The organism is Bradyrhizobium sp. LB14.3 (assembly GCF_040547985.1).
Lineage (GTDB): Bacteria > Pseudomonadota > Alphaproteobacteria > Rhizobiales > Xanthobacteraceae > Bradyrhizobium.
The window spans coordinates 1-15206 of sequence record NZ_JBEPQT010000057.1; the positions used below are offsets into that span (position 1 = coordinate 1).

5 protein-coding genes and 3 pseudogenes are annotated in these 15206 nt (G+C 58.2%); 3 read left to right on the forward strand and 5 right to left on the reverse strand.

The window, feature by feature from the left end; all coding sequences use genetic code 11:
- Positions 1 to 236: 236 nt before the first annotated feature.
- The 4 genes and pseudogenes from ABIB00_RS37870 to ABIB00_RS37885 form a co-directional block, all read right to left on the reverse strand.
- Positions 237 to 575 (reverse strand): annotated as a pseudogene (locus tag ABIB00_RS37870) (IS256 family transposase); the annotation flags it as partial.
- Between the two features lie 593 nt (positions 576 to 1168).
- Positions 1169 to 2431, reverse strand: coding sequence for a diaminobutyrate--2-oxoglutarate transaminase (gene ectB / locus ABIB00_RS37875; RefSeq protein WP_354107871.1), 1263 nt, complete (start codon positions 2429 to 2431; stop codon positions 1169 to 1171).
- A 1172-nt stretch (positions 2432 to 3603) separates the two neighbouring features.
- A complete protein-coding gene (locus ABIB00_RS37880) occupies positions 3604 to 3993 on the reverse strand; it encodes a response regulator transcription factor (protein WP_247822199.1) in 390 nt (129 codons plus the stop codon).
- Between the two features lie 88 nt (positions 3994 to 4081).
- Positions 4082 to 4711: a response regulator transcription factor gene (locus tag ABIB00_RS37885; RefSeq protein WP_502917953.1), complete on the reverse strand. Its 630-nt coding sequence runs from the start codon at positions 4709 to 4711 to the stop codon at positions 4082 to 4084.
- A 1555-nt stretch (positions 4712 to 6266) separates the two neighbouring features.
- On the opposite strand from ABIB00_RS37885, the gene ABIB00_RS37890 reads away from it, so the two are divergent.
- Positions 6267 to 11837, forward strand: a complete 5571-nt coding sequence (locus ABIB00_RS37890; RefSeq protein WP_354107873.1) for a trifunctional serine/threonine-protein kinase/ATP-binding protein/sensor histidine kinase — start codon at positions 6267 to 6269, stop codon at positions 11835 to 11837.
- Positions 11838 to 12554: 717 nt separating this feature from the next.
- Here ABIB00_RS37890 and ABIB00_RS37895 read toward each other — a convergent pair.
- Positions 12555 to 12833, reverse strand: a pseudogene (locus ABIB00_RS37895) (FMN-binding negative transcriptional regulator); the annotation flags it as partial.
- 103 nt (positions 12834 to 12936) lie between these two features.
- Between ABIB00_RS37895 and istA the strand changes: the two are divergent.
- Both istA and istB read left to right on the forward strand, forming a co-directional pair.
- Positions 12937 to 14421 (forward strand): annotated as a pseudogene (gene istA, locus ABIB00_RS37900) (IS21 family transposase); the annotation flags it as partial.
- Positions 14422 to 15206 (forward strand): IS21-like element helper ATPase IstB (istB, locus tag ABIB00_RS37905; RefSeq protein WP_354107874.1); only part of this gene is annotated, 785 nt, incomplete at its 3' end.

Below are 15206 nucleotides of genomic sequence, written 5' to 3' on the forward strand. Positions count from 1 at the left end.
ACGCCGATCCCAAACCCTTCGTATGGACCGCCGATCCAAAGCGCGTCCTCGCCGCTGTCAAACGCGGCAAACAAGCGTTAGAGTCGCTCCACTAGGCGCGTATACGGATAACGGTGCTCTGCAGTTCTGGGGCAAAAGCCGAGGACCGACCGCTTCTGATTGAGATGCTCGCTCGGTTTGGTGTAACTGACGCCGTGAACCGCGCCGGGCATGTCCCGATCGCTGTAACCTCCGCGCGCCGCCCATTCCGAAAGCCCGCATCCGGCCGATGCCTGCACGTCACCCTCGGGCAGCCGGATAGCGCGGCCGAACCGGCGCGTCGATACGTTGATCCATCGCCCAGCGACCGAGCCAGTGCTCCTGCGCCGCCATTTTCCCAGCTCGGAATCGTGACCTCGCGGCCGTCCACGCCCCGAACCCGTTCGCAGGCCGCCGTCACTTCCGCCTCGGTCATCGTGCCAAGCGCCTCGATCCCTGCCGCAAGGCAGAACCGATCGAAGCTCGCTCGCACTTTCGTAAACGCTTCGTCCACAGCCCGGTCGCCGGCAACCAGCCGGTGTGATATCTCTCGTCATGGCGTTGCGCTCCTTTGTGGAATCAGCACGCCGAGCCTACCGGTTCAAGGGCAAAGCCGACCTCTTCAGAAATTCAACAGAACCCAGGACATCCCCACTGCGCGTTCCTTGACGGCTTTCGTCGCAAAACCGGCCGCCGGAGTGATTGCTGCTGCACCTCTAGCTATAAACGGCTCAGGCTAGATCGCTGCAGCACAATTACGGTCCTAACAAAGTCCGCGCCCGTGCGGCTGGGCATCTGACCACCAAGAAGCCATACTACACCATTCGACTCCATTCCGCGGCAAGGAGCTCACCTTCGGCAGACCTCAGACTGAGAACTTAGATAAGCCAGCTCGACCAGAGTCGCTCGCGAGTGCGAGGTTCTATGGTCAAAGGTGCGGCCCGCACTCACGTATGGTGGACCGAGGAGGGCAGCAGGCGTTCTCCGCTCATAAGCCGACTCGGCGGATCTCAGATAGCGTTGGTCTTCAGACGTCACCTTCATGATCATGTTCGAAACTCCTGACCATTCGGCGGCAAGCAAGGACTCACGCCAGTGACTTGTGCGGCGATGCTGTCGCTAGCAACAGTTTCTCTCGTGTGCTACAAGTTTAGCTTGCTCGGGCTGAATTCAACGTTTCGGTCAATGACTCCTCGAATATGTCTAGGCCTTGTCCCAACGTTTCTTGCTCGATCGTAAGTGCAGGCAAGAACTTTAGAACCTGATCGGTCGGTCCGCATCGCTCGACAATCAATCCCTTCTCAAACGCTCTACGTGACGTCGCCTCTGCGACTTCGGTCGTTTTGCAATCGAATCCGCATACCATGCCCCGTCCACGAACAGCAAACTTGTTTCCGTGCTGGTGCGCGATAGCATCGAGTCGACGCCGCATAAATGCGCCCAAGCGTCCGGCCTTTTGCGAGAATGTCTGGTTGCGCCAATACAGATTCAAAGCCGCTTTGCCAGAAACGAGTGCAAGGTTGTTTCCTCGAAACGTCCCCGTGTGCTCGCCTGGCTCCCATGCGTCAATTGCTTCTTTGATCAGGAGCATCGATAGTGGCAAACCGTACCCACTCAGCGATTTCGACATTACAACAATGTCTGGCGACAACGCAGCGAACTCAAAACTGAAGAATTCGCCTGTACGGCCACAGCCCATTTGGATATCGTCAACTATGAATATAGCTCCGACCTCTTTTGCCAAAGCCTGAATTGACTGCAACCATTCCTTACCGGCGACGTTAATGCCTCCCTCTCCTTGCACGGTCTCGACGAGAATTGCGGCTGGAAGATCTGTGCCACTGCTCTCGTCCATTAGTACCTTTCGCACGTAATCCGCCGGACTGTGAGTGGAGCCAAGATAACCATCATAGGGCATGAACGTTGTGCCGGATAAGGGAATGCTGCTGGCTTTGCGGTAAAAGCGGTTACCGCTCGCGGCTATGGCTCCCAAGCTTTGGCCATGATATCCATTCGTGAAAGAAATGACGTTGTGACGTCCTGTGATCTTACGCGACAGCTTTAGAGCTGCTTCAATAGCGTTAGCTCCCGTAGGCCCGGTAAATTGAAAGCGGTAGGAAAGATTCCGTTCACGAAGGATGACAGAGCTAAAGGTCTCCATGAATTCGATCTTTGCTGGAGTGGCCATGTCCAAGCCGTGGACGACCCCATCCGACTCCAGATACTCGCTGATTGCCGCTTTGATCTCCTGATTGTTGTGGCCATAGTTTAGCGCTCCAGCGCCGGACAGAAAGTCAATGACCTTCCGGCCACCCTCGGCGAACATAATCGAGCCGCGCGCCCTGCTGAACACAGCAGGAAAGGAACGTGAGTACGAGCGCACGTTGGACTCTAGCATTTCGACTGTCTTCATTCTGCGCGCCCCGTGTCCTCCAACCATGTGGTCGTCTCCTCGACTAGAAAATCTGCCCGACGAACAAGCGCGCGGGCAACATCGTACAGGATTGGCAGACCATGAGCCCGCGGTTCCGGCGCCTCTCGGCGTCCTTTGGGTTATGCGTAGCGCGTCTAAAAATCAGCTCCAACGGCTTACCTGAGAACCAGTCAGAACAAAGCTACTATGTCTAGTAGTTTGTCCCATCCAGCGACGGCCGCCGGCTAAGTCGTTTTTCGCGGGCAGGTTTGCTTAGCCGCGCGCGATCGAAGAATTGGCACATACTGCGCGGTTAGCTTGGAAGCGCTATGTGGGCCGATAGTTCCTCGCGACCAGAGGGACCGATCCGCTCCCGGCGACGGCGGAGCCCGCCAGCCGGACTTGGATGCTCACGCTCACGGCGAGTAGTAGGGAGACGGCCGCCGCGGATCTGGCCCGGCGCAAGGGCTTATCGCGCGTCCAGAGCCAACGCTTTGGGCCTGGCATTGGCCGGGACCCGCGCGGGAGAGTGGTCGGCGTGGATGCGTTCGGCAGCAAAGGAGTGGCTTGAGATCGCTTCGACCAGTGGCATTTGTGTTGCCCTGCAACGGATGCGTAGGTTCGGGCGCTTCGGCCCGCCGAAGGGTTGCTGGTCGCGAACGCAAGTTGGCGAGTTTGGCGTGCACCACTCGATCCTTCGAATGCGCAAGGTCGCCAAAATGCGGCCTTTGCGTTTTCTGTGAACTACCAAGCGATTCGATCGTCTCGACGGACTAAGTGATTTTGGCCGCAATCGTGCGTCCTTCTCCGACAAAGTCCGGTCGTGAAAGTTTCAGGTGAGTTCTTTGTTCTAACGAGGTCCTGCCAGCAAGCCGCTGCCGTGGCACTTTGGCGCTTGGCTCAGCAAGGATCGTGGCACTGATGGTCGGGCACTACTCCGTTAAAGCGAGGAGGGCCTCGCACTCGTCTGAATACGCGCCATACCACAGGCGCCTTGTCAGGAGCAAGATGTTGCAAGTGCTTCAACGAGATGCCGAAATGCAACGACAAGAATGCGCGTGGAAAGGCAACGGTCGGCACTGGCACGCGGTAAGCACGCAGACGCGTATCGATCCACATCGTAAGCGCCGCACGGACGGGTGTGGCTTGGCGCGGGGGTGCTTCCGCACCTTTCATGCGATCCTTCCGCCATGACCCTCGCGAAGCGCTTCATCGAGGCAGGCGATCAACTCCAGACCGTCAAAGGGTTTGGCGAAAAAGCCGGTTGCGCCGGCGCTCAACGCGCGGGCTCGCGTACGATCATCTGCGAAGGCCGTCATCAAGATGAATGGCACAGCGTGGCCCAGGGCGCGCATCTGTTCCAAAAGTTCAAAGCCGCTCATCATGGGCATCTGCACGTCTGCAATGACACAGGACGTGGCGTTCAATTGAGAGGACCGCAAGAATCCCTCAGCCGATGCAAACGTATGAACGATGTGGCCCTGCGATTTCAAAAGGTTGTTCAGTGCGGCACGAATCGAAGGATCGTCGTCAACAACGGAAACAGTTGAATACTTAGACAAGGCGACCCGTTCTTAGTTGGGCGAAGGCTTTGGCAACATGATGGCCAGCGCAAGAGTGCGCGTGTACGAGGAAATTGTAAAATCATACTTAGGTTTGTACGGTGAAACGGTCGGTCCCAATTCCCAGCCTCTCAGCCATCCTGATCAAATCGGCTAGCGATCGAGCTCCCATCTTCTTCATCACGTGGCCGCGATAGATTTTGACTGTAATCTCGGCGAGACCGAGTTCCGCGGCTACCTGTTTGTTCAATAGGCCGCCGGCGACCAGTTTAAATACATCCTGCTCTCGTGGACTTAGGGCTTTAAACAAGGACTGCAGCCTGCCGATCACCTGGTCTACACCTCGTCTCTTCCGATCCTGTTCGATCGCTGCGACCACGCCATCGAGTAGTTCCTGATCGCGAAACGGCTTGCTGAGAAAATCGATTGCGCCCTTCTTCATGGCTTTGACGGTCATCGGAATATCGCCATGAGCGGTGATGAAAATGATGGGAATGTGAATCTTCAGTTTGGCTAGCTCATTCTGGAGCTCAAGGCCGCTCAATCCCGGCAGCCTGATGTCGAGCACAAGGCAGCTAGGAACATCAGGGAGTTCGCTCTGGAGCATTTCCCGAGCCGATCCGTAAGCAACGACATCTAGTCCGATCGAACGAAATAGGTTAACCAACGATTCACGCATTGAGAGGTCATCGTCGACGACGAAGACACTCGGCCTCACCTCCGGGCCGACGACATTTGCGGCTTCCTTCCGCGGTTCAGAGCGCTTGATCACGATAAGAGCCTCACTTGTACGATCTACAGTAGAATTGTCGCCTGGACACGGCCGTTGATCGCACGGGTAGCCTTTCGAGCCGTGCAAATCTCTGAGATTTCCAGGTATGTAATTGGTCAGCCATTCGCGCAAGCGAGGCGCATTACACGAAAGTCTAGCAAAAACCGCCCGACTGGTCGAGAACTGTCTTTCGGCTTGGTTTAGCATGGCGGCGCGTGTCGCCTGGCCTTCGGAGTGAGGCTGCAGCGGACGGCTCGCTATGCGGCTGAAGGATCAGAATGCCCGTCGCCTTGGTAGTTGAACGCGCGGGCGCGAGCTGAGCGAATTGACCCGATTGTGCCTGTGCATGCACCGATCCCGCCGGCGCTGAGATCGGCAAGCGGCGTAGACTATCGCACCTGTACTAAGGAAAATAGACATCACAACAAGCAGCAGCAACATAAGCGCATGAACCCTTCTTTTTCCGTCGTCAGATCGCCTGTGACTTGCTCTTTGCGTGGTTGGGGAAAGCACGTTGCGCGCCCCGAGCGGTCAACCTGGATGTGTTGGCGGACCTACCAGTGGCTCATCCATCCGAAGGCCCCACGGCGCAGGCTGCGTCATTTACAGGCGGCCCGACGCACTCCGTCCAGAAAAAAGTGCGTCGGGTTCGCCCCGCATCGCCAGTACATCCGTGGTGATGCTGGCTCCAATGAAGCAACCAGCGTGGCAAAACTGAGGCTCGCTCAGCAAGGAGAGTAGGTCGTGACTCTCTGCTACTGCGTACCGGCGAGGAAGGGCTTAAATCGTTCGTAGCGTCAGGTTGTGCGATGCCGGTGTAGATCTATTGAAATGCCAAAGGCGTTCCGCCGTTCTTGATTTTTGATTGCATTTCTCTTCACCGGTCTTCGGTTAGCTTACGCGTTGCTTGAACAGCGGTCCAAGCAGCGAGAACTCTCTCGCATCTATTGGGTTCGCACGGCCGGCAATCCCCCTCCTGCGAGCCGCAGTGAGCGGCATCCCGATCTGCGAGCGCCTGGGGGGCTTTGTCGCGGGTCTGTTGCTCCATGAATGGGAGCAGGCCTAAGAGAATAGTTATGGGTCGGTGGCAAACAGTGGCTCGCAGATCTGCCATTCATGCTGTGGTTCGGAGTCTGACTGCATGGCGCCAACGATGGAGCCAGGAGTGAACATCGATCTCGAAAGCAGCACCGTGTGTGTCGGCGGGATTTCTAGCCTGAGCGCCCTTGCGGCGTTTATGTTCAACCACTCGACCGAGCATCTTCCTTCCCCCGGCCTTAGAAGCTTGCCTTCATGGCCGATTGTGGAGCAATCGTCTTTGGCGGCAGTGCTGTTAACCGATCAGGCTGTGATGTATTGGGCGTGTAAGTCGCGTTTTGGCGTGCCGCGGTCCACTCTTTGGCGGCCGCGATCAGTACTCGCGTCATTTTGCGAATTCCCTTCACAAGCTCGCCCCATATGTGTCAGGTTTTGGCTCAGTCCTTATTGACCGGGCGGGCAAATGCCGCGGGACCCCCTCAGCCGAACTTTGTTCGGCTCGAATCTCGACAGTGACATCCAGCCCCTGTGGGAGGACGGTGATCGCGCGTTCTGCCGTGCGTGGCGCCGGCAGATCCACGGCAGCAGGGCTGTCGTGCTTGTTGTGCGGCCCATCGCGGAACACCCAGCGACGCTCGACCGCCTCGCCCATGAGTATGAGATGAGGGAGGAGTTAGACGAGGCATGGGCGGTGCGGCCGTTGGAACTCATCCGGGAAGCTGGTCGGACTATGCTGGTCCTGGAGGATCCATGCGGCGCGCCACTGCTAAATTTACTTGGGCTCCGTATGGAGCCCAAGCGCTTCCTGCGCCTTGCTGTTGGCATCGCGAGGGCCGTGGGCAAGCTTCACCGGCACGGCTTGGTCCACAAGGACCTGAAACCCGCTCACATTCTGGTCAATTGTCCTGACGAACAGGCGCGACTCACTGGGTTTGGTCTGGCTTCCCGTCTTTCCCGCGAGCGCGTGCCGCCTGAGCCTGCCGAGTTCATCGCCGGCTCGCTGCCCTACATGGCGCCCGAACAGACCGGACGAATGAATCGCTCGGTCGATTGTCGCAGTGATCTCTATTCACTTGGCGTGACATTCTATCAGATGCTGACCGGCGCGCTGCCGTTCACGGGCTCAGATCCCTTGGAGTGGATCCATTGTCATATTGCAAGAAAAGCAATACCGCCCGTCGAGAAATCGCAAAACCTCCCCGAGTCGATATCTCAGATTGTGATGAAACTCCTCGCGAAAACCGCCGAGGAACGCTACCAGACTGCCGCTAGCCTTGAGCGCGATCTGCAACACTGTCTTGCAGCATGGGCCAACCACGGTCGCATCGACCCGTTTGAGCTCGGCGCAGACGACACACCTGATCGGTTGCTCATCCCCGAGAAGCTCTATGGCAGAGCCCTTCAGATCGAGACTTTGGTTGCCTCTTTCGATCGCGCGGTGAAGAGCGGCGCGCCGAGGTTGGTGCTCGTCGCCGGTTACTCCGGTGTCGGTAAGTCTTCGCTTGTCCAGGAGCTACACAAAGTACTGGTGCCCTCGCGCGGGCAGTTGGTGTCAGGCAAATTCGACCAACTGAAGCGCGACGTTCCCTATGCGACGCTAGTGCAGACGTTTCAGAGTCTTGTCCGTCCTCTTCTAAGCAAAAGCGAGGGCGAACTCGCCACCTGGCGGCAAGCGCTCCGGGAGGCACTCGGCGCGAATGGACGACTGATGGTCGAATTGATCCCCGATCTGACCCTGATCATTGGTGAGCAGCCCGCGGTTTCTGAGCTTCCAGCCCGGCAAGCGCAAATTCGTTTCCAGCTGGTGCTTCGCCGCTTTATTGGCGTGTTCGCCCGGCGAACCCATCCATTGGTGCTCTTCCTCGACGATTTGCAGTGGCATGATGCCGCAACGCTCGACTTGATCGAGGATCTCCTGACCCAGTCGGATCTGCACCTGCTGCTCATTGGAGCTTACCGCAGCAACGAACTTGATGCAGGCCATCCACTTAAGCGCAAGCTCGACTCCATCAGGAGAGCCGACGTAAATTTCGAAGAGATCACGCTCTCTCCGCTCACCGCAGACGATGTCGCGCAGTTGGTCGCGGATACCCTTCGCTGCGGACCAAAACGCGCTGCCTCGCTTGCAAAGTTGGTGCATCAGAAGACGATGGGTAATCCGTTCTTCGCCATTCAATTCCTTTCTGAACTGGCCGAAGAGCAGCTGTTGACGTTCGATCACGAGTCGGCGCGCTGGCGATGGGATCTCGAGCGCATTCACGCCAAAGCGTACACCGAGAACGTCGTGGATCTGATGCTCGGCAAGCTCATCCGCCTGCCCGAGCAAACGCAGAACGCGCTGCAACAGCTGGCCTGTTTCGGCAACATCGCCGGAACGGCGGAGCTTGCGATCGTGCTCGAAATTTCGCAGGAGCAGGTGCATGCCACCCTGTGGCCGGCGATCCGGCAGGAAATGATCGCGCGCCACGGAACAGCCTACCGCTTCCTCCACGATCGCGTTCAAGAGGCGGCCTACTTGCTGGTGCCGGAATCCTCGCGCGCTGCTGCCCATCTGCGGATCGGTCGGATGCTCGCGGCACACATCCCTGCGCACAAACGCGAAGAGGCTATCTTCGACGTCGTCAGTCAACTCAATCGAGGTGTCGCGCTAATTACCTCCGGTCAGGAGCGTGAGCAGCTCGCAGAGCTGAATTTGGTCGCAGGGCAGCGTGCCAGGGCGTCGGCGGCCTACGCCTCGGCACTCACATATTTCACCGTCGGTGCTGCGCTGCTCGCGGAGCACTCTTGGCGAAGGCGCCACGAACTCGCGTTTGCACTGGAGACAAGCCGGGCGGAATGCGAATTCTTGGTAGGCCAGCTGGACGTTGCAGAGCGCCTCCTGTCCGCTCTGTCGAAGCGCGCCTTGAACGGGCCCCAGCGAGCAACGGTCGCCTGTTTGCGGGTCGATCTTTACTTGACGCTCGGTCAGCACGGGCGGGCAGTGCTCACAGGGCTCGAATATCTTCACGACGTCGGGATCGAGTGGTCGCAGCATCCGACGGACCAGGAAACATTAGCCGAATATCAGCGGATGTGGTCGCAGCTGCCCAACGCAATCGAGGATCTTGCTAGTTTGCCTGCAATGACCGATCAGACCGCGCTTGCCACGCTTGCCGTCTTGACGCGGATTCTTCCGCCCGCAGGTTTCACGGACGCCAATTTATCCGCTTTGGTCATCTGCAGAGCTGTCACCATCAGCCTCGAATACGGCAACACTGATGCTTCTTGCGCCCATTACGCATGGCTAGGCCGAATCTTGGCCGGGCGCTTCGGTGACTACCAAGCAGCTGACAAATTTGGTCGTCTTGCTTGCGACCTGGTTGATCGCGGTGAGTTCTCCCGCTTTCGGGCTCCCGTCTATTTGGCCTTCGGGTGCAACGTGATCCCGTGGACGAAGCCCCTAAGAGGTGGCCGAGTTTTGATTCGGCGAGCGCTCGCAGCTGCGGTCAGCAGCGGCGATGTCATCTATGAAGCGTACAGCTTGCTTCATCTAACCTCAAATATGATGATGGCCGGAGATCCCCTGAAAGAGGTGCAGAACGAAGTAGAGAAAAGCTTTGCTACGATACGGAATAGAAAGGTTCAGTTTGCTGCTGATGGCGTAGCCGCTCAGCTCGCAATCATTAGAAACATGCGCGGCCTCACGCGCTCATTCGGTTGCTTCGATGACCAACAATTTGACGAGCTAGACGTCGAGCGATCGTTGGCACGGAGTCCGGAGCTGTCACCTAGCGAAACCGTCTACTGGATCCGCAAACTTCAGGCGCGATTTCTAGCCGGCGATTATGCTGCGGCTGTTGATGCTCGCTCCAAGGCGGAGCCCAAATTATGGACTATGCCGACGGAGCCCTTGATCGCGGAGCTTCACTTCTATGGTGCGCTGTCTCACTCATGTTACTGCGACAAGCTAGGCGAAAGCGAACAACAGCAGCATTGGGATATCATTGATGCCCATTACAGACAGCTGCAGATATGGGCGACGAATTGTCCTGAAAATTTTGAGAATCGGGCTGCCTTGGTCGGCGCTGAAATTGCAAGGCTCGAATACCGGGATGCAGACGCAATGCGACTATATGAACACTCAATCCAGACCGCAGCACGTAACGGTTTCGCCCACCACGAGGGAATCGCTTGCGAACTTGCAGCGCGCTTTTATGCTGCGCGCGGTTTTGACAGAATCTCCCGGGTTTACCTGCAGGACGCGCGGCGCGGCTACCTTCGTTGGGGAGCAGATGGCAAGGTGCGTCAGCTCGACGAGCTGAATCCCCATCTCAGCCATGAGGAGACCACTCCTGCCATGAATGGAATGAGGATCGGAGCTCCGGTTGAGCATCTTGATCTCGCGACGGTGACAAAAGTGTCGCAGGCGATTTCCGGCGAGATTGTTCTCCAAAAACTAATCGACACGCTTATGCGGACTGCCATTGAGCAGGCCGGCGCCGAACGAGGTTTGTTAATTCTGCTGCATGGAGGCGAGCCACGGATCGAGGCGGAAGCCACAACGGTAGCGGATGCGCTGCTTGTAAAGGTGAATGAACAGCCCGTAACTCCGATGGCGCTTCCCGAGTCCGTGCTGCATTTCGTCCTACGCGTCCGCGAAAACGTCATTCTCGAAGACGCTGCCGCCGAGCCTTCATTTGCGGAAGATCCGTATATCCGCGAGCGCAAAGCGCGTTCTATTCTTTGCTTGCCACTGATCACGCAGGGCAAGCTGATCGGTGTACTTTATCTGGAGAATAATCTCGCCGCGCGCATATTCTCGGCTGCCCGCAACTCGGTGCTGAAAATGCTTGCCTCGCAAGCTGCGACAGCGCTGGAAAACAGCCGGTTGTACAGCGAAGTTCAGCAACGGGAGTCGAAAATCCGGCGCTTACTCGACGCTAACGTCATCGGAATATTTATCATTCGCGAAGGAGGCGAGATCATCGAGGCAAATCAAACCTTCCTCACGATGGTAGGATACGACCGAGAGGATCTCGTCGCGAGGCGAGTGAACGGTCTCGACCTTACACCGCCAGAATGGCACGAGCGCACACTGAATGCTGGAAGAGAAGCAAAAAGGACCGGAGCTGTTCAGCAGTTCGAGAAAGAGTATGTCCGCAAGGATGGCAGCCGCGTGCCGGTGCTAATTGGCCTCGCCGTATTCGATGCGCGAGACGACCAAGGTGTTGGCTTCGTCCTCGACCTGACAGAGCGAAAGAGAGCGGAAGCAGAAGCCCGTGAAAGCGAACGACGATATCGCGAGACTCTGATGGGGCTGGCACACGCCAATCGGATCACGACAATGGGACAGCTGGCCGCCTCAATCGCCCACGAGGTCAACCAGCCGATTGCCGCGATCAGAAGTAATGCGGGGGCGGGGCTAAATTGGCTCGGTGCTCAACCGCCAAATCTGGAAGAAGTTCGGCACACCTTCGGTTTGATTGTCCGTGACAGTATGCGTGCAGGGAACGTGATCCGTCGGATCCGCGCTCTTATGAATAAGGCTCCTATGCAAACTGAGCTGCTCGCAATTGACGAATTGATCTTAGAGGTGCTGGCCCTAGTTCGCGCGGAACTTACGAAAAATGATGTATGGGTGCAAACGCGACGTACTGAGGCGTTGCCGCTCGTCCGGGCAGATCGCGTCCAGGTCCGGCAGGTGATCCTCAATTTGATCACGAACGCCATCGACGCCATGAGCGAGATTAACGAAAGTGACCGCGAGTTACTGATCAGTGCGCGGACAGATGACTCGAACAACGTAGTGGTCACTTTTCGGGATACGGGCCCAGGACTCGATCCGAACAGTGCTGACCGCGTGTTCGAGGCGTTTTACACCACCAAGTCCGAAGGCATGGGCATGGGGCTGGCCATTTGCCATTCTATTATTGAGGCGCACGGGGGCCGGATGTGGACGGGCGCCAATGATCCTCGCGGGGCCGTCTTTCAGTTCAGCATGCCGGCTGCGCCGGACGTCGTCGATCGGTGGGAACAGGTCTCTTCAACGTCTTAGGCTCGAGTGCGATATCGAGCAGGGCGCTCCGGGAGCCCGATCATCGTGACAGAGCGAGCGGCGAGACCTCGCGGATTTGAGACATTCGCTTTTCTTACTGCCCATCGGGGAGTGTTGGAGCGAGCGCAGATTGTCGCGAATTGTCAGAAGATCTGCAATCTGACCATGTTAGCTTCAAGACGCTTTGAAGGCTTCCTGCAAGTCTCTTGAGACTTGCAGGGCGTCGGAATCACGGTGAAAGCTGCATACGCAGTGTTCGAGAGAATGACGGCAATCCGCCTTCCAAAGCATCTTTGTTTGGGTGAAAAGGGCGATTTCAATGCGGTGATTTACTTTAAGATGCAACCTTCGCTCGTGGCTGCGCAGAGTTTCAGTGTGGCGGATCAGTTAGCGCCAGTCGCAAGATTCCGTGCTAAACTGGTTTGCTTTGACAGCAGTGGAGCCGGCGCAGCCCCTTGAATCCGATCTCAATCGGAGCATTCCTGTCATGCGCCCCGAAGCAGCCCGCGGATTGCAACCGGTGTACCGCTCTTCTTCTCCGGACTGGCCTCGGGGCCTCGCGCCGCTGCTGCCGCTCGCAATAGGTGACGCGCAGGCGAGGCGTCGTGTATGGTTTCTGTGATCTGTAAAAGCCCGAGCAGGAACCGACCGCCGCCGTCGCATCGCTGTCCAGAAGGAGAGCAGTCGAGGATATGGAGAAAATCCAGTGATACCGCGTCACAATACGTCGTCCGGGTTCGTCATGAGGTGAGCCACACGACGGTCTTGGTCACGGTCGCTCTTCGATAGCCCCTCGATGACACCGGCGCGATCCGCCGCGTTGCGGTTCTGGCTCATCTTCCGCGTGCCATTGAGGCGTGTAATTTGCAATCGCAGACCGACAATCCCCTTAAGCTCCGTTTTGATGAAATCGCCAGGGGCGTCAGACACCGCCCAGCGGTCTGTGCGCGAGCGCTCGTGCACATCGCTCAGCCGCGTGACCACCTTTGTGTTTCGGCATGGAGTAAGGACCCCGTATTCGGGGTAATCGGCATCCAATCGGGACCCCGGGACAAGGGTCCACAGTGGCTTCCATCAAGTCATGGAAGCCGAGGTTGGGATGCTGGTGGTGGAGACGATTGCGAAGATCGGTCGCGCCTATTTTGTTCATGGTCAGCGCATCAAGGCGATCTGCCGGGAGCTTGGCTTATCGCGCAAGGTGGTCCGCAAGGTCATCCGTTCGGAGGCGACGGAGTTCCGGTACGAGCGAGAGACGCAGCCGCTTCCGAAGATGGGCCCGTGGAGTGCCGAGCTTGACCGGTTGCTGGCGGCGAACGAGAGCAAGACGACGCGCGAACGGCTGACGCTGATCCGTTTGTACGAAGAGCTTCGCGGCCTCGGATATGCCGGCGGCTACGACGCGGTTCGTCGCTATGCGCGGCGGTGGAGCCGAGAGCGTGGCGCCTCGACGACCTCAGCTTATGTGCCGTTGAGTTTTGCGCCCGGCGAAGCCTACCAGTTTGACTGGAGCCACGAAGTCGTCCTGTTGAGCGGGACCACGGTGGTCGTGATGGCGGCGCATGTCCGGCTTTGCCACAGTCGGATGCTGTTTGTTCGGGCCTATCCGCGCGAGACGCAGGAGATGGTGTTTGACGCCCACGACCGGGCGTTCGCACTGTTCAAGGGGACTTGCCGGCGCGGCATCTACGACAACATGAAGACGGCGGTGGAGACGATCTTTGTCGGTAAAGGCCGCCTCTACAATCGGCGCTTCCTGCAGATGTGTAGCCATTATTTGGTCGATCCGGTTGCCTGCACGCCAGCGTCGGGCTGGGAGAAGGGACAGGTCGAGAACCAGGTCGGGTTGGTCCGCGAACGCTTCTTCACCCCGCGGCTGCGCTTCAAGACATTGGACGAGCTGAACGCCTGGTTGCTCGATAAATGTATCGCCTACGCCAAGGCTCATCGGCATCCAGAGTTCGCCGACCGGACTGTCTGGGAGATCTTCGAGGCCGAGCGACCCAATCTCGTGCCTTATGCAGGTCGGTTCGATGGCTTCCATGCCGTGCCGGCCTCGGTCTCGAAGACCTGTCTGGTGCGCTTCGACAACAACAAGTACTCGGTTGCGGCAAGCGCGGTCGGGCGGCCCATTGAGGTCCAGGCTTATGCGGACCGCATCGTGATCCGCCAGGACGGCCGGGTCGTTGCCGAACATCCGCGATCATTCGGTCGCGGCGAGACGGTCTACGACCCCTGGCACTATGTGCCCGTGCTGGTGCGCAAGCCCGGTGCCTTGCGTAATGGCGCTCCCTTCAAGGACTGGGTACTGCCCGCAGCGATTGAGCGTGTGCGACGCAAACTCGCCGGTGTCGACGATGGCAATCGACAGATGGTTGATATCCTCAATGCGGTGCTGACTGACGGCCTACCGGCGGTGGAAGCCGCCTGTGCCGAAGCGCTCGGTCACGGCGTCCATTCCGCCGATGTCGTTCTCAACATCCTGGCCCGGCAACGTGAACCGGCCCCACCGGCCAACATCATGACGCCGGCTGCGTTGACGCTCCGCCATGCGCCGATCGCCGGACAACCTCCGGAGGACAAACTGATGGAACGAACCCAAATCTTCGATCTCATGGGCGAGCTTAAGCTCTACGGCATGAAGGCCGCGTTCGACGAGATCATGGCGACCGCCGTCAAGCGCCAGCACGAACCCCAGCACATCGTCGGCGATCTGCTCTCGGCCGAGATCAACGAGAAGCAGGCCCGCTCGATCAAATACCAGCTCACCATCGCCAAGTTGCCGCTTGCCAAAGACATCGCCGACTTCCAGTTCGACGGCACGCCGATCAACCAGACGCTTGTCAATGATCTCGCCGGCGGCGGCTTCATCGCCCAGCAACGCAACGTCGTCCTGGTCGGCGGAACGGGCACCGGCAAGACCCATCTGGCCATTGCTATCGCGCGAAGCTGCATCCGATCCGGCGCTCGTGGCCGCTTCTATAATGTGGTCGACCTCGTCAACCGCCTCGAGACCGAGACCCGCAACGGGCGACAGGGCCGGCTTGCCGAGCACCTAACCCGCATGGACTTCATTGTCCTGGACGAGCTCGGATATTTGCCCTTTGCCCAGTCCGGCGGTCAGCTTCTCTTCCACCTCATCAGCCGGCTTTATGAGCGCGCCTCCGTCCTCGTCACCACCAATCTGGCATTCGGCGAGTGGCCGAGCGTGTTCGGCGATGCCAAGATGACGACCGCGCTGCTCGACCGTCTGACTCATCACTGCGATATCGTCGAGACCGGTAACGACAGCTGGCGCTTTAAAAGCCGCGACGACGATCAAACAACCCGCGCTCGCGCCGTCTCCGCAACCCCGGCCAGCTCCGACGCCGC